General features: G+C 46.8%; 14 protein-coding genes. 10 read left to right on the top strand and 4 right to left on the bottom strand.

Annotation, left to right across the window (positions count from 1 at the left end; all coding sequences use genetic code 11):
* Window positions 1-59: 59 nt before the first annotated feature.
* A complete protein-coding gene (locus tag QUA74_RS24400; protein WP_333334281.1) occupies window positions 60-725 on the bottom strand; it encodes an L-threonylcarbamoyladenylate synthase in 666 nt (221 codons plus the stop codon).
* 75 nt (window positions 726-800) lie between these two features.
* On the opposite strand from QUA74_RS24400, the gene larC reads away from it, so the two are divergent.
* Together larC and QUA74_RS24390 are read left to right on the top strand one after the other, a co-directional pair.
* Window positions 801-2,246, top strand: a complete 1,446-nt coding sequence (gene larC / locus QUA74_RS24395; protein WP_333334279.1) for a nickel pincer cofactor biosynthesis protein LarC — start codon at window positions 801-803, stop codon at window positions 2,244-2,246.
* A 251-nt stretch (window positions 2,247-2,497) separates the two neighbouring features.
* Window positions 2,498-3,061 carry a Uma2 family endonuclease gene (locus tag QUA74_RS24390; RefSeq protein ID WP_333334277.1) on the top strand — a complete coding sequence of 188 codons (564 nt, stop codon included), beginning with the start codon at window positions 2,498-2,500 and terminating at the stop codon, window positions 3,059-3,061.
* A 204-nt stretch (window positions 3,062-3,265) separates the two neighbouring features.
* On the opposite strand, the gene QUA74_RS24385 is transcribed toward QUA74_RS24390, so the two are convergent.
* Window positions 3,266-5,617: an alkaline phosphatase PhoX gene (locus QUA74_RS24385; protein WP_333334275.1), complete on the bottom strand. Its 2,352-nt coding sequence runs from the start codon at window positions 5,615-5,617 to the stop codon at window positions 3,266-3,268.
* Window positions 5,618-5,854: 237 nt separating this feature from the next.
* Window positions 5,855-6,322, bottom strand: a complete 468-nt coding sequence (locus QUA74_RS24380; protein ID WP_333334273.1) for a hypothetical protein — start codon at window positions 6,320-6,322, stop codon at window positions 5,855-5,857.
* A gap of 285 nt (window positions 6,323-6,607) precedes the next feature.
* On the opposite strand from QUA74_RS24380, the gene folK reads away from it, so the two are divergent.
* From folK to QUA74_RS24355, 5 genes are all read left to right on the top strand, one after another.
* A complete protein-coding gene (gene folK, locus QUA74_RS24375) occupies window positions 6,608-7,096 on the top strand; it encodes a 2-amino-4-hydroxy-6-hydroxymethyldihydropteridine diphosphokinase (protein WP_333334271.1) in 489 nt (162 codons plus the stop codon).
* A 78-nt stretch (window positions 7,097-7,174) separates the two neighbouring features.
* The gene (locus QUA74_RS24370; RefSeq protein ID WP_333047168.1) at window positions 7,175-7,723 is read left to right on the top strand and encodes an NUDIX hydrolase; all 549 of its coding nucleotides are present in this window, start codon (window positions 7,175-7,177) and stop codon (window positions 7,721-7,723) included.
* 138 nt (window positions 7,724-7,861) lie between these two features.
* Window positions 7,862-9,313, top strand: a complete 1,452-nt coding sequence (locus tag QUA74_RS24365) for an FAD-binding domain-containing protein (RefSeq protein WP_333334269.1) — start codon at window positions 7,862-7,864, stop codon at window positions 9,311-9,313.
* A 109-nt stretch (window positions 9,314-9,422) separates the two neighbouring features.
* Entirely contained in the window at window positions 9,423-10,070 is a 648-nt protein-coding gene (locus tag QUA74_RS24360; protein WP_333334267.1) for a Uma2 family endonuclease, read from the top strand.
* Window positions 10,071-10,164: 94 nt separating this feature from the next.
* Window positions 10,165-10,812 carry a Uma2 family endonuclease gene (locus QUA74_RS24355; RefSeq protein ID WP_333334265.1) on the top strand — a complete coding sequence of 216 codons (648 nt, stop codon included), beginning with the start codon at window positions 10,165-10,167 and terminating at the stop codon, window positions 10,810-10,812.
* A 102-nt stretch (window positions 10,813-10,914) separates the two neighbouring features.
* Here QUA74_RS24355 and QUA74_RS24350 read toward each other — a convergent pair whose 3' ends face one another.
* Window positions 10,915-11,364 (bottom strand): hypothetical protein, encoded by a 450-nt coding sequence (locus QUA74_RS24350; RefSeq protein WP_333334263.1) that lies wholly within the window; start codon window positions 11,362-11,364, stop codon window positions 10,915-10,917.
* Between the two features lie 97 nt (window positions 11,365-11,461).
* On the opposite strand from QUA74_RS24350, the gene QUA74_RS24345 reads away from it, so the two are divergent.
* The 3 genes from QUA74_RS24345 to QUA74_RS24335 are packed head-to-tail and all read left to right on the top strand — an operon-like array spanning window position 11,462 to window position 14,326.
* Window positions 11,462-11,788, top strand: a complete 327-nt coding sequence (locus QUA74_RS24345; RefSeq protein ID WP_333334261.1) for a hypothetical protein — start codon at window positions 11,462-11,464, stop codon at window positions 11,786-11,788.
* Between the two features lie 15 nt (window positions 11,789-11,803).
* A complete protein-coding gene (locus QUA74_RS24340) occupies window positions 11,804-13,936 on the top strand; it encodes a pentapeptide repeat-containing protein (protein WP_333334259.1) in 2,133 nt (710 codons plus the stop codon).
* 57 nt (window positions 13,937-13,993) lie between these two features.
* A complete protein-coding gene (locus QUA74_RS24335) occupies window positions 13,994-14,326 on the top strand; it encodes a DUF2834 domain-containing protein (protein ID WP_333334257.1) in 333 nt (110 codons plus the stop codon).
* Window positions 14,327-14,539 lie beyond the last annotated feature (213 nt).

The following is a 14,539-nucleotide window of genomic DNA, read 5'->3' as shown; positions in this document are numbered from 1 at the left end:
GAAATAAAAAATGGGGCTGGCTTTGGGCAACTTTAGTGCTTAACCGGCCCCTTAAAAATTTAATCTTTTTCCCAAACGGCGACTGCTTCCCATCCCAAACCGCGGCGAACAACAATCGGTTCGCTTTCGGTCAAATCGAGAATGGTAGAAACTTGATATCCCGGATCGGAACCGTCATCCACAATGACATCTACTAACTTTGAAAAACAGTCAAAAAGTTCAGCTTTGCCAAAGCTTTCTGCTTTGGCTGCCGGCACCGGTGCTGCACCTTCATCGTCCGTGGTAATGTGAGCAGAGGTTGAAATAATTGGATTTCCCAAGGCTTCCAACAGTGTAAAACAAAGCCGCTGGTCGGGAACGCGAATTCCAGTGGTTTTCCGTTTTGGGTTCATTACCAACCGTGGCACTAACTTGGTAGCTGGCAGCAGAAATGTATAAGGCCCCGGTATTAACCGCTTGATAATTCTGTATGCTTCATCGCTGACTGCAGCATAGTCGGTGATATTTGACAGAGAAGAACACAGGAACGTTAAAGGCTTATCATTGGAGAGTTGCTTGATCTGCCTGACTCGTTCTACTGCAGACTTGGAGTTGAGATCGCAGCCGATCGCGTAAACTGTATCTGTCGGATAAAGCATCACGGCCCCATCTTTTAGAGCTTTTGTAATCTTCTCGATCCGGTCTCTTTGGGGTGCAACTGGATGCACTTCGTAAATAGTTGCCATGTTAAGATATTGCAGGCTAAGTGGGCGATCGAAATATCGAGTGAAACAATCAATACTGAAAATTAATTGTTAATAATGAATAAAATAGCTTATTTTGACTGTCCAACTGGCATTGCTGGCGATATGTGCATCGGAGCTCTCATCCACGCTGGCGTTCCTTTAGACTACCTAATCGAAAAACTCAATTTGCTCGGCATTTCGACAGAGTACCAGTTGCGGACGGAATTAGTCCACCGGAATACTCAACAAGCAACTAAATTTTATGTAGATTTAGCTGCGGATTTGTGCTTAAAACCCAAAAATTCCGCTACCGAACTTGATCCCTCGGAAACGGAATCCCCGACTTTTGACGCCCGCCACCACCATCATCACGGGGAAGAACATTCTCACAGTCACGGCGAACCAGATGCCCAAATTAGCCACACTCATCACCGCAATTTGCCCGAAATTGAGCAAATCATCGTCTCTGCAAAATTGCCTCCGCGCGTGGAAGCTTGGAGTTTGGCCGTATTTGGCAAATTAGCAGAGGCAGAAGGTGCCGTACACGGTATCCCCGCAAGCGAGGTTCACTTTCACGAGGTGGGGGCGACGGATGCAATTATTGATATTGTCGCTACTTGTTTGGGTTTGGATTGGTTGGATATTGATGAATTTTACTTTTCGGCGATGCCGACTGGTGCAGGTACGGTGAAGGCGGCCCACGGTAAGTTAGCGGTGCCGACGCCGGCGGTGATGCGGTTGTGGGAAACGCACCGAGTGCCGGTTTATAGCAATGGGATCGATCGCGAATTGTGCACTCCTACGGGAACTGCGATCGCCTGTACTCTCGCCTCTGCTTTCGGCCCGCCACCGCCGATGCAAATTCAGGCGATCGGTTTGGGTGCAGGTTCTCGAATGCTGGCAATTCCTAATATTTTGCGCCTCTGGATTGGGGAGAAGGAAGAAGGAAGTTCGGCAACGGATTCTGTAACGGATGTAACGGATGTCACGGATGTCAGAAAGAGGGAAGAAGGAAGAGGGAAGTTTTTAAACAATACTCAATTCCCAATTACGGATTCCCAATTACCGATTACCAATTCCATAGAAACTATTACGGTGTTGGAAACGCAAATTGATGATTTAAGTCCGCAGGCGATCGGCTATGTTTTTGATGCTTTGTTTGCCGCCGGAGCTCTGGATGTTTTCACTGCCCCAATTGTGATGAAAAAGTCGCGGCTGGGGGTTTTGTTAACTGCGATTTGTCATCCCGAATTTGGGGATGCTTGCGAAGCAGTTATTTTTCGCGAGACTACTACTCTGGGAATTAGGCGATCGACTCAACACAGAACTATTTTACACCGAGAAATCCAGACAGTTAAAACAGAATACGGCGAAGTGCAAATAAAAGTGGCGAAGTCTGGACAAACGATTGTTAATGTACACCCGGAATACGAAGATTGCGCGGAAATTGCCCGAATTAAAAATATTAGCTGGCGGGAAGTTCACCGCTTGGCGCTGCAAAGTTGGTACGATCGCACTTAATCAATTACAGTGACTTACAAGAGGAATTTATTCCCTGACGGGCTGAGAAACCGTCAGACTCAGCAGGCTTGAGGAATATCTAAATCAGAGGAATCAACACCTCTGATATCATGTCCGGTCGATTACCCCTAATACGATAGGGGCGGGTTCACGAAAAATATCTGCCAATAATTGACAATCTCAAAAACTCGCCCTTTTAATCGCTTTTTCTTCAAGCTATTATAGAAACATACTTCATTCCCGATCGCATTATGGTTGCCTTACCCGATCGCCCATCGATGAGTGCAGAAGAATACCTGGCTTGGGAACCCACCCAAGAGGAACGCTACGAGTATTGGGATGGCGAAGTAGTCGCGATAGGAGGCGAAACCCGCAATCACAATCGAATTTCAGGAAATTTCTTCAGAATCCTAGATGATGCCCTTGTTGATCGCCCTTGCGAGGTGTACATCGCGGATGTCAAAGTCCAAGTGGAACCAGGGCAAAAGTATTTTTCTCCTGATGTTGTGGTAACTTGCGACGAGCATGATAACCATCCGCAATTAGTGCAATTTCCTTCCTTAATTATCGAAGTTTTATCGCCTTCCACAGAAGCAGCAGATCGCGGCATTAAATTTGCTAAATACCGCCAGTTTTCAACACTGCAAGAGTATGTTTTGGTGCAAGTTGAACAGCCAGGAGTAGAGATGTTTCGACGCAATCAACAGGGGCAATGGGTTCTCTCCGAGTATGGTTTAGGCGATTCCTTGCAACTTGAATCCGTGAATCTAGAAATTGCGATCGCCGATTTATATCACCAAGTAAAATTTTCTTAATAATTCCGCTGTCAAGGGATTTGATATTAATTATCCTAGCGATTTTAAATTATTTGAACAAACCGCGAAGACGCGAAGAGCGCGAATAAAGAACAGTATCTTCTTCTTTCTCTTTCTTCGCGTCCTTAGCGCCTTCACGGTTCATTTAATGTTACTCCCGATTCGTAAAAACCCGGTTTCTGGGCCCCGATGCGTAAGTCCTATTTAAACAAACTGACCCGTTGGAGTCGATCGCACCCGACGAATTCCAATCACCGACGGCATCGGCGATCTGCGCGGATCGTTCTCAATATTGCTCGGCCACAAACTGCCACGAGAAACACTACGAGTCTGATTGAAAACAGCACCGTTCAAATCCAACATTTCAATTGGCCGACTGAGTACAGTACCATCATCGATCGGACAATTTTCCCCAGGATGCTGCACAGCAAGCAACAGCGTATCTCGCCCCACAAAAGTCGGCCCCGTCAGTTCGCATCGGTTGGGCCCGTAAGCAAACGGAATTACTGTTCCTGCATTCGGGCCAGAAGTCGGAATGTAAAACAGAAAATTGTTGCCGAAAACTCCAGTAAAATCTGACACATTTCCAGTCTCGTTGTGGTCGATTGTCGTTGGCTCTGCAGCCGCACCCACATCAAAACCGTTGTGGGTGCTAGTAGACATATCAGTGACGCCCCAAACATTGCCTTGAGTGTCAAAATCCAAATTGTCTACATTAGCAAATCCCGCCCCATCTGCCGCACCGGCTTCTCCACCCTGAGCCAAACGCTGCCAGCGGAACGTCAAACCCGCACCATCAGGACTGTCTTCAATTATTTTGTAAAGTCCTCCCGACTGCTGATTGCTGTTGACTGCGCTACCGTATTTAGCAACATTAAAAATGCGAGAATCTGGATAGCCGTCGCTTCCCGGTGCGCCGTCAGTATAGGCAATAAAAACTTGCTTAGTAGTAGGATGAACTTCCAAATCTTCCGGCCGCGCCGTCGGAGTGCCACCAATCAAATTAGCAGCTAAGAAAGCATCAACTAAAACCGCACCTTGGCTGCTGTAGAAATCAGCCAGAGTTTTATTTTGGTAGCCCGGAAGTGCTGTTGCTTCATTGGTTATATCTACTACAAAAGAACCGCCGTCTTCGGTTTGACCAGCAATTCCGGCGCGTTTGGGGAAGCGAGTAGCGGCATCTCTTTGAGCTTTACCAAAACTTGCTAATTCCGCCTCGCCAACTTCAGAAGGACGCACTGGATTTGTCTGGCTATTTATAGTTAGTGGTAGCCATCTTCCAGTACCGTTGCGGTTATATTGGGCCACGTACAAAACCCCATCTTCAAACAATCGGCTGTTGTTTTTATCTGCGGGATTGGTGACATTACCGTTGCTGACAAATTTCCAGGTGTGTCCGCCGCGCCGATCGTCCCCCATGTACCCTATTAACTTGCGGCCTGCTTCAGCGCGAATCGCGATGTTTTCGTGGCGGAAACGGCCCAACCATGTGTGCTTCCGGGGGCGGAAACTTGGATCTAGGGGATCGACTTCTACCATCCAGCCATATTTTTCGCCGACTAAGCCGAATTCCTCACCGATAGTGCCCTTGGGGTAGCTGGTTTGGCCGCCGTTGGGCTGAACGTTTTCCTGAACTCCGACGAAAAATACTTCGCTACCTTGGTAGTTTTCTTCGGCGGAGAAAATTGTGCCCCAAGGGCTTGTGGCGCCGGAACAGTTGTAAGCTGTACCGATGATGCGGTTGCCCAGTCCGTCGGTGTTGACTTGCGCGAAGACTTGGGTGGCTCCAGGGCCTGTGCCGATGAGGTACTCGTTATCCCCTTGTCTGGTTCCCCAGGAGGTGACATCTTTGTATTTGTCGGTACGCTGGCTGTTGATTCCGAGGCCGGAAAGTCCGTGAATACGGCGGTTGAGGGGGTCGCCGGCGATCGCCTGAAATCTACCGTTAGACTGTTTGGTGATGCGAACGATCGAACCGCCGAGATTGTACAGGAATTCGCCCAGGGTATCGCGATTCTTTACGGATAAGTCTATACCCAGGACGGCGCGATCGCTCGCCGGAAATGGTGCCAGATCTGACGGGCTCTCGGGGGTCACTTTCGACATCGGGAAACCTACATACTCGTGGTTAACCCAGAGATAACCGTCGTCATTGCTGCCGCGAAGGGGTAGGAAGCCGGTATAGTCGCAGTTGTAGCCGAAATAGTCTGCCGGATTGGGAAAAACTCGATCGCCCCAGCGGACAATCACATAGCGTTCGTATTCCGGCGGCACAACCACATCGTCAACAATGCTGTAACTCGTTAATTTAGTATCCTGTGAGGCAGCAATCACTGTTCCCTGTCCGTTTAAGCCCGTCGGCATAAAGCTGGGCAGTTCTCGATAAATTGGCAGCGGGTGGGGAAGTCTTAAGGGAGTGAAAGATAGCGGAACTACAGCTTCGGCGGAGGTAGAATTGATGCCGAATAGTGTTTTAGTTAGTTGAGGGGCAAGCACAGTGGTAGCCGCACTGCTGCCGAAGAAAATTAGCAGTTGTCGGCGAGTTATTTTAGACATAAATTCCTTTTCAAACCAACATCCCTAATCTGATGATTCCGTATGAAACTCTATCACTGTTAAATTAAGGGGAGTTAACCTGAAGGTTAATTAAAATAAGATGATATTTTGGTTAATAACAAGTTAAATATAGTCAGTTGTCAGTTGACTGTTGACTGTTGTTATTGATTATTTATTAGTTGCAATTACCAATTACCAATTCCCATGTCCCATGCCTCATGCCCCATTACTAATTGTTCAATCATCTCGAAAACCCGGATCATTTTCTCGGGATGTCGATCGACTAGGCGCAGGTGCATTCATCACTGGCGAAGACCCGGAATTTGCCGACGAAATATTGCCGTTTCTGAATCCCAGCAGCAATTGAGCATCGGCAAAATATCTAGTCCACTGTTCGATTCTCGCATCTTTCTGCCAGTCGCGGCGGGATACTCTCGATCGCAAAACAGGAACCCTTTGTCGGCTGCGATCGGCTGTAATGATGACTGTAACTTCTGTTAATGCCGGATTTTCTTGAAACTCACGGGCGATCGACTCTTTCGCTAAATCTTCCGCCTGCTGCACTAAGCTGGCAAAAGATTGACTGCCGTCCGAATCTAAGGTAAGGTAGCGCTCTTTGGTTTCCGCCAAAGCTATCGATATACTTGCTGTTAAACTGATAATTGCCAGAATGACGGCCTGCAATAAGCGTAGGTACAAATTCATTATGTTTGAAACTAAATACTAACACTTGTCAATGATAGTTAATAAAATTTAACAGACTGTTAAACTTAGATTAAAATAATATTTTGTGTTATCAGAATGCGCCAAAAATGCAGCCTTTAGGGGGAATTTTTCGCCAAAATACAACTTGTATGGGCTGGTTTAAGCCGAAATCTTTTTAGGTATCAAAGGATATCGATAAACCCGCCCCGCCTTACTCTTCCCTTTTTCTTTAAATCCGTTAAATCCGTTACACAATCAGTTGCCGAACCTTCTTCCTTCTTCTTTATGAAATTAACAAAATGTGCGATCGCCCTCGGTAGCAACTTAGGCGACTCCCTCGCCACACTCTCTAGCGTGATCGCAACCCTCAACAACACCCCAGAAATCGCAGTAAAATCCCATTCAAGCTGGTATCAAACCGCCCCCGTTGGGCCGCCGCAACCCGATTACATCAACGCCTGTGCCATCCTAGAAGTGGCACTAGAACCAGAACAATTGCTAGCAGCTTTATTAGAAATTGAAATAAAATTTAATCGCATTCGCCGAGAAAAATGGGGGCCAAGAACCCTAGACCTAGATTTGCTGCTGTACGACAATTTAATCCTAGAAACTCCGACACTGACTCTACCTCATCCCCGGATGACCGACAGAGCTTTTGTATTAGTACCTTTAGCAGAAATTGCCCCGGAGTGGGTGCATCCGGTGACGAAAAGTACGATCGCCCAACTCCTGCAAACCGCAGACTGTTCCGGAGTGCAAAAATTGCCAGTGTAAAAATTGAGCAAAATTCAGGGCTTCGATCGCCTATGATGTCTTAAATCGGTGCACTCTAACATTATTCGCTTCGCGCTTATGTCGATCGGTCAAGAACTACCCCAACTCCTCAAACAACGCCTATTTTACCAAGGGCGCAAATTTAACTTTGACGTAGCCACCCTCCGTCTTCCCAACGGTTCCGAAGGCGAGTGGGAATGTATTCGCCACCCGGGCGGAGCACTGGCAGTTCCCGTCACACCCGAAGGTAAACTCGTCTTGGTGCGACAATACCGCTTTGCCACAAAAGGGCGAATTTTAGAATTTCCCGCTGGTACGGTAGAAATCAATGAAAGTCCCGCCGAAACTATCAAACGCGAAATCGAAGAAGAAACCGGATACCGCGCTGGAAAATGGCAGACATTAGGGCAATTTTTTCTCGCCCCCGGTTATTCCGACGAAATCATTTATGCTTTTTTAGCCCAAGATTTGGAAAAACTGGAAAAGCCGCCCGCACAAGACGATGATGAAGACCTTGAAACAGTTTTATTCACCCCAGAAGAATTAGAAAAAGCTATTTTAGCTGGGGAACCAATTGACGCGAAATCAATTTCGAGCTTTTTCTTAGCCCGTCCATTTTTGACTTAAATAGGACTGACGAAAAAACTCCGGTTTCTTAAAATCGTGCATCAAACCGATAAATCTTAACTTAGAAACCGGGTTTTTGACCCCGCGTGTGTCCAGGACTGTAAAATCTAAAATCTAAAATCTAAAATCTAAAATCGAATGTCAGATCTAATTTTATTTTGGCACCGCCGCGACTTGCGTATTTCTGACAATATCGGACTGGCCACAGCCCGCCAGCAAAGCGCGAAAGTAGTCGGGATTTTTTGTCTCGATCGCAATATCCTAAATCGCGATGACGTAGCGCCAGCCCGAGTCACCTACATGATCGGCTGCTTGCAAAAACTTCAGCAGCGTTACAGCGAAGCAGGCAGTCAATTACTGATAATTCAAGATGACCCGATTCTCGGAATACCGAAATTAGCAACAGCGATAAATGCTCAAGCAGTATTTTGGAACTGGGATGTAGAACCCTACGCAAAACAGCGCGATATCTCCGTATCAAACGCCCTCCAACAAGCAGGAATTCAAGTTCAAAATTTCTGGGATCAAGTCCTGCACGCCCCAGACGAAATTCGCAGCGGTACAGGACAACCCTACACAGTTTATACACCATTTTGGAAAAAATGGAACAGTAAACCCAAAGCCCAACCCGTAGAGACACTGCCGATAACTTATCTGGAATTAATGACCGGATTAAGTGCAGAAGAACAAGAACTCGCTACCCAAGCAGGTGCAATTGAAACACTGCCCACTGCTTCTAGTTTGGGATTTATTTGGGAGAATCCATTAGTAATAGAACCCGGAGAAGATGCAGCGCGAGAAAAGTTGGAAGAATTTTGCGATCGGGCAATTTACCAATATCAAGAACAGCGCAATTTCCCTGCAGTTAGCGGCACCTCCCAACTCAGCGCCGCCCTCAAGTTTGGTGCAATAGGCATCCGCACTGTTTGGCAAGCTACTCAGATAGTAATGGACACTTGCCACAGCGAAGAAGCGTGCACCAACATCCGCACTTGGCAACAGGAAATAGCGTGGCGGGAATTTTACCAACAAGCCATGTATAACTTCCCAGAATTAGCAGACGGCCCCTACCGTCAAGCATTCAAAGACTTTCCGTGGGAGAACGATGAAAAGCTTTTTCAAGCTTGGTGTCGAGGCAAAACTGGCTATCCTATTATCGATGCAGCAATGCGACAGTTAAATCAGACAGGTTGGATGCACAATCGCTGCCGCATGATAGTCGCCAGCTTCCTCACCAAAGACTTAATTATTAACTGGCAGTGGGGGGAAAAATACTTTATGCAAAATTTGATAGACGCCGACCTTTCTGCTAATAATGGCGGCTGGCAGTGGAGTGCATCTAGCGGCATGGACCCGAAACCTTTGCGAATATTCAATCCCGCCAGTCAAGCTCAGAAATTTGACCCGGAGGGCGAATATATTCGGCACTGGGTGCCAGAATTGCGCCGCGTTGATACTAAAGCTTTGCTAACAGGAAATATTTCACCTTTAGAACGCCGACTTCTTCATTATCCCTCTCCGATCGTAGATCACAACGAGCAGCAGCGCAAGTTTAAGGAACTTTACAAGCAGCAAAAAATAGCCGATTAAATTGCTATATTTTTGGCGCCAGTTATCATATCAGTAAGGTTCGCAGTGCGCCCCCTAAAGTTCAAAAATTTCATCAGTTATAATAAAGTTAAATAAATCGGAGGTTGAAATGGTAACTCTGCAATTAAAACAAATCAGTGTACCCCCAGGGCAGAGAGTGCTGTTCCATGATGTCAACTGGCAGGAATTTGAAGCAATTTTAGAAGAGTTGGGAGAACACCGTGGCTCTAGAATAGCTTACAGTCAAGGAACTTTGGAGATTAGGATGCCACTACCAGAACATGAGAAAGCTAAAATCCTTATTGGTTATTTAGTAAAAATTTTGTTTGAGGAACTAGAAATCGACTTTGAACCCTTTGGTTCGACGACTTTCAAGAGAAAAAGTATGTTACAAGGTATTGAACCTGATGAATGTTTTTACATTCAGAATTACGCTTTAATGATTGGTAAAAAGCGGATAGACTTAACCATCGATCCGCCGCCTGACTTAGCAATTGAAGTTGATCTAACTTCCAAGACTCAACTGGACGCTTACGAAGCGCTGGGAGTACCTGAAATATGGCGCTATGAAAATAAGAAGCTTCTGATTAATGTGCTTCAAGATGGGAAATATGTGGCATCGGAAATTAGTCCGACTTTTCCAAATCTGCCAATTATTGAAGCTATCTCTCAATATTGCGAACAAAGCCAAACAGCGGGGACGAGTCAAACTCTCAGATTGTTTCGCAAGTGGGTTAAAGACCAAATGAGGCTTTGATCACTGAAGTCCTCACTACAAACCTGACTGTTTCCCAAGGCCCAATTACCGATCCAGACAAGTTATCATAAACTTAAATAAATCGGAGATTCAAATGGTAACGCTGCAATTAAAACAAATCAGTGTACCCCCAGGGCAGAGAGTGCTGTTCCATGATGTCAACTGGCCGGCATTTGAAGCAATTTTAGAAGAGTTGGGAGAACACCGTGGCTCCAGAATAGCTTACAGTCAAGGAACTTTGGAGATTAGGATGCCACTACCCGAACATGAATTCAATAAGGAACTTATTGGTGATATGGTCAAAATATTACTCGAAGAACTTGAAATTGATCGAGAATGTTTTGGTTCGACGACTTTTAAGCGAAAAAATATGTTACAAGGAATTGAACCTGATAACTGCTTTTACATTCAGAATTATGCTCTAATGATTGGTAAAAAGCGGATAGACTTAACCATCGATCCGCCGCCTGACTTAGCAATTGAAGTCGATTTAACTTCCAAGACTCAACTGGACGCTTACGAGGCGCTGGGAGTACCTGAAATCTGGCGCTATGAAAATAAGAAGCTTCTGATTAATGTGCTTCAAGATGGGAAATATGTTGAATCGGAAATTAGTCCGACTTTTCCCAATCTGCCTATTATTGCAGCTATTTCTCAATATTGCGAACAAAGCCAAACAGCGGGGACGAGTCAAACTCTCAGATTGTTTCGGAAGTGGGTTAAAGACCAAATACAAAATTGATAGGAAATCCCTAGTTAACGCACTGGCTGTTAAAAAGCAGGCTTCTTGACGATCGCAAAAAAGCCCTTTTCTCACAGCAAGCGTCCTAATCCCGTTGTATTGTTAATTTCGCTTTTGGGAAATAGAGAGAGAGTAAGGGTGTTGACCTTGAGATCGATCGCCCACAAAAATAACATAAGTCCCCTTGTCCCCATAACCGGAAAATTCTACATTCCCCGCAGCAGCATTCGGCGGCAGGACGCAGAAACGCCCCCTCGGCCCTTGAATCATCAAACTTGGAGCTCCAGCGGTTTGTACTGCAATCCGCCAGTAAGGCAAATCCTGCGTTACTTCGATGACGTGGTTCGGTCCTTGGGACACAAAACCGCAGTCGCCGCTATTGTTTGGGCCGCCGGAAACTCCAGAAACTCCCAGCGGTTCGGGAAATCCCGGAGCAATTTGTAGCGGTTGGCTCCGAAGGGCACCGGCATCCGCTAAAATCATTGCCAAGGCTAGGGTCACGATCGAGCTAAACCACAGTTTGCCGCGATCGCCCGGATAATGGATCTTCATGTTTCCTCACACAATGGCATTTGGTTCTAGTTCTTTGACGGTAGGGGATAATTGCGGTTCCAAACACATTAATCTAAACTAACTTCCGAATTTTTTTATGAATCCTCAAAATAATTTCAATTGGCAGCAAGCGTTCGGAGAACTAAAAGCTAAACTAGAACGATCGCCACTCATCACACAAAATCCAGGCAGCTATCAGGCCGTCGGAACCTTATACAATCAATTACTGGACAAGTTTCAAAGACTCCCTAAACCGGGGCAGGTGGCAGCCTTTGCCGTCGGAGCGATAATTGTCCTGACAGTCTTCAATAGCATCGTACAGCTAATTTCAGCGCTGATGACTCTTGCCGTTCTCGGAGTGCTAATCTACATAGCGTATAAATTGGCAATTTCCCCCCAGTCCTCAAATACTAACGACAAATAATAGGAATTTCTAAATATGGCTAACCCCACCGCGCCCAGCGGCATCAATCAACCCGATCCGTCTTGGCCAACACAATCCAAGCAAATGCCACTGCTGGTTCGCAGGTGCGGCGCTTGGGCCGTGGAAATTTCGTTAATTGCCGCCAGCGCCCTCGTTCCCTTCAGTATCGGGGCATTGGTCAACAAGGAATCTCAAACCGTGCCGCTTAATTCCTCCATAGCAGCAGCATCCGAAACCGTCGCCCGTACTTTGGGCATACCCGTGCGCGATCGCAGCCCCAGAGTCGCACCCCTAACTAATCTATTCTGGTCGGGGGCGCTGCTGGCACCGGCAGTTTTAGCGGGGTGGCAACTGTTTATGCTCGCCAGAACCGGTCAAACTCTTCCCAAACGCTGGTTTGGCGTCAAAGTTGTCACAGCGTCGGGTACTCCTCCGGGTTTTGGGCAAGTGCTAATTCGCGAAAGTTTGGGGCGCTGGGGAGTGCCTCTGGGCGTCGCTTACGGCATTTGGCGCTTGAGCGGGGCGTTTCCTGATTTGCTGATTTTAGGGGGGTTGAGCGGCTTGGCAATGCTCGCAGACGGCGCTGTTGCATGGCGTTACAAACGGCAAGCGGGACACGATCGCCTCGCGAATACTTTGGTTGTCAACGCTCGATCGAATCAACAGTCTGCCAATCCTGTCCAGACTCAGGATTGGACAGAGGAAGACGCGCAGATTGCGGCTTTGGTTGTGACTCCGCAAACGGGCGTGAAAGTAAATGCCAGTTTGTGGAATTGGATGCGCCAACACCCAGGCACAACTTTAGTGATAGTTACCATCGGCAGCGCGGGATTGATTTTAACTTTGTTTGTCGGCACTCTCATCTACACTCAAACTCAAGCAAATATGCGGGATTCCCGGCAGCGGAATGACGAATTATTTGTAGCTTTAGTTAGCAAATTGTCTCCCACATCGGCTAGCGGGGCATCCGGCAGGCGATCGGCTATTTTGGCTTTGGGGGCCGTGGAAGACTCCCGCGCCGTACCTCTGTTAGCGGATTTGCTAGCTCAAGAAGACAACCGCGCCATGCTGGACGCGATCCAGCAAGCTTTAGTCAGTAGCGGCCCGAAAGCTTTGCCTGACTTGCAGCGGTTGAATCAAGCCCTCAGCAACGACCTCGATTCCCTGCGCTTTGGCGGCAAGGCCCCGGAACGCGAGTTAGCCGCCGCCCGCCAGCGAACAGTACAAAGGGCGATCGGCAAAATTCTCACAGTGTATAGCAGCCAACTCAACGGTGTCGATCTCAGCCGCACGGATTTAGCTCAAAGTCCTGCCGGCCCGTCTCAGTTTACTTTAGTTTTAAACAAAGTTGACTTGTCGGGAATTAAGTTGAGAAATGCCAATTTAACCAATGCCAGCTTGCAGGGAACTCGCTTTTACGGCACCGGCGAAGACAGGCGTCCGGGTACATTTGACGATTGGATTTCCGACTTGAGCGGCGCTAATTTGGAAGGAGTAAATTTGACCGGGGCGTCTTTGAACAGTGCTGTAATGAACCGCACTACTTTTGTGCGCGCTGTCATGAACAAAGCTAATTTGTCAAACGGCAATTTGAATGCAGCTAATTTCAGCAGTGCTATTTTAATTGGAGCAAATTTACAGGAAGCACTGTTAAAAAATGCAAGTTTTACCGGAGCAGATATAGGAAGCGCGAATTTGTCAGGAGCAGATTTGTCAGGTGCGCGTTTGGGCAAAGTGAAGGCTCAAGGCGCTCAGTTGTCCTTGACAAATTTGTCTAAATCGGAATGGCAAGGTGCTGATTTGTCCGGTGCTGATTTGAGCGGCGCAAACTTACAAAATGCCGATTTGACTTCGACTAAACTCACCAACGTGAATTTTAAAGATGCTCGGTTGCAAGATGCGAATTTTCGGAATGCGGAGGTGAGTTCGGTTGATTTTAGGGGCGCGAATTTAGCGGGAGCGAATTTTAAAGGCGCTGTGTTTCTGGGCAAAACAGCTTCGGATCAATTTATTCAAAATCCGACTGGTAGTAAATCCGGTCGATTCCTAGGAGTTGATTTTGCGGAGGCTAAGAATTTAGATAAAAGTCAAATTGCTTACATTTGTTTGCAGGGGGGCATTCATCCGAACTGCCCGCAGAAGAAGTAAGGATTGGTTGTTAACGAGTAGGCTAATACAGTCGATCGAAGAACAGCTAAGGTAATTATGAGCGTTAAGCGAATCATTTATCTCATCCTAGCAATTCTGGGGCTTGTGCTGCCTTGGTACTATAACTTGCAGTTTTTTAACAATGCTGGCTTGCTCGACTTTGTAAAAGAGAGTTCGGCTAATCTTGCTGCGAAATCGGTAAGTTTAGATTTGTTTATCGCAACTGTAGCAGGAAGCACTTGGATGTACGCTGAGTCAAAACGATTGGATATAAGTTTTGTAGGGCTGTACATACTTCTGGGTTTGCTTGTTTCGTTTTCATGTGCTTTCCCGCTTTTCTTGTTTGTGCGGGAAACCAAGCTGGAAAAATCAAGCGAAGTCTCCAGTTGAAAAGTTGTTTAACAGATGAGTGCGGCGCAGCATAATAATTCGGTGCAGGCGATCGAGCTATTATATAATTTCCGGTAAAATCACCGTTATAGGTTTGGAGTGATGACGGAAGTGCTCAGAATTTTATGAGGATTAAAGTCCAATGGCACTGAAAAAGGCTTAATCACGCCCGCAGTTTAGCTTTCAAGACAGAGCGAGGTTCCTGCATTCGAG

Origin of the sequence: Microcoleus sp. LAD1_D3 (assembly GCF_036702135.1) — a bacterium.
In the GTDB taxonomy this organism is placed as follows: domain Bacteria; phylum Cyanobacteriota; class Cyanobacteriia; order Cyanobacteriales; family Microcoleaceae; genus Microcoleus.
This window is presented reverse-complemented; position numbering and strand designations above follow the sequence as displayed.

Excerpts from the sequence above, each read along its gene's own strand:
- QUA74_RS24340 (WP_333334259.1), top strand. The coding sequence starts at position 11,804 with ATGGCTAACCCCACCGCGCCCAGCGGCATCAATCAACCCGATCCGTCT.
- QUA74_RS24370 (WP_333047168.1), top strand. The coding sequence starts at position 7,175 with ATGTCGATCGGTCAAGAACTACCCCAACTCCTCAAACAACGCCTATTT.
- QUA74_RS24345 (WP_333334261.1), top strand. The coding sequence starts at position 11,462 with ATGAATCCTCAAAATAATTTCAATTGGCAGCAAGCGTTCGGAGAACTA.
- larC (WP_333334279.1), top strand. The coding sequence starts at position 801 with ATGAATAAAATAGCTTATTTTGACTGTCCAACTGGCATTGCTGGCGAT.
- QUA74_RS24350 (WP_333334263.1), bottom strand. The coding sequence starts at position 11,364 with ATGAAGATCCATTATCCGGGCGATCGCGGCAAACTGTGGTTTAGCTCG.
- QUA74_RS24390 (WP_333334277.1), top strand. The coding sequence starts at position 2,498 with ATGGTTGCCTTACCCGATCGCCCATCGATGAGTGCAGAAGAATACCTG.
- QUA74_RS24400 (WP_333334281.1), bottom strand. The coding sequence starts at position 725 with ATGGCAACTATTTACGAAGTGCATCCAGTTGCACCCCAAAGAGACCGG.
- QUA74_RS24355 (WP_333334265.1), top strand. The coding sequence starts at position 10,165 with ATGGTAACGCTGCAATTAAAACAAATCAGTGTACCCCCAGGGCAGAGA.
- QUA74_RS24335 (WP_333334257.1), top strand. The coding sequence starts at position 13,994 with ATGAGCGTTAAGCGAATCATTTATCTCATCCTAGCAATTCTGGGGCTT.
- QUA74_RS24365 (WP_333334269.1), top strand. The coding sequence starts at position 7,862 with ATGTCAGATCTAATTTTATTTTGGCACCGCCGCGACTTGCGTATTTCT.
- QUA74_RS24380 (WP_333334273.1), bottom strand. The coding sequence starts at position 6,322 with ATGAATTTGTACCTACGCTTATTGCAGGCCGTCATTCTGGCAATTATC.
- QUA74_RS24360 (WP_333334267.1), top strand. The coding sequence starts at position 9,423 with ATGGTAACTCTGCAATTAAAACAAATCAGTGTACCCCCAGGGCAGAGA.
- folK (WP_333334271.1), top strand. The coding sequence starts at position 6,608 with ATGAAATTAACAAAATGTGCGATCGCCCTCGGTAGCAACTTAGGCGAC.
- QUA74_RS24385 (WP_333334275.1), bottom strand. The coding sequence starts at position 5,617 with ATGTCTAAAATAACTCGCCGACAACTGCTAATTTTCTTCGGCAGCAGT.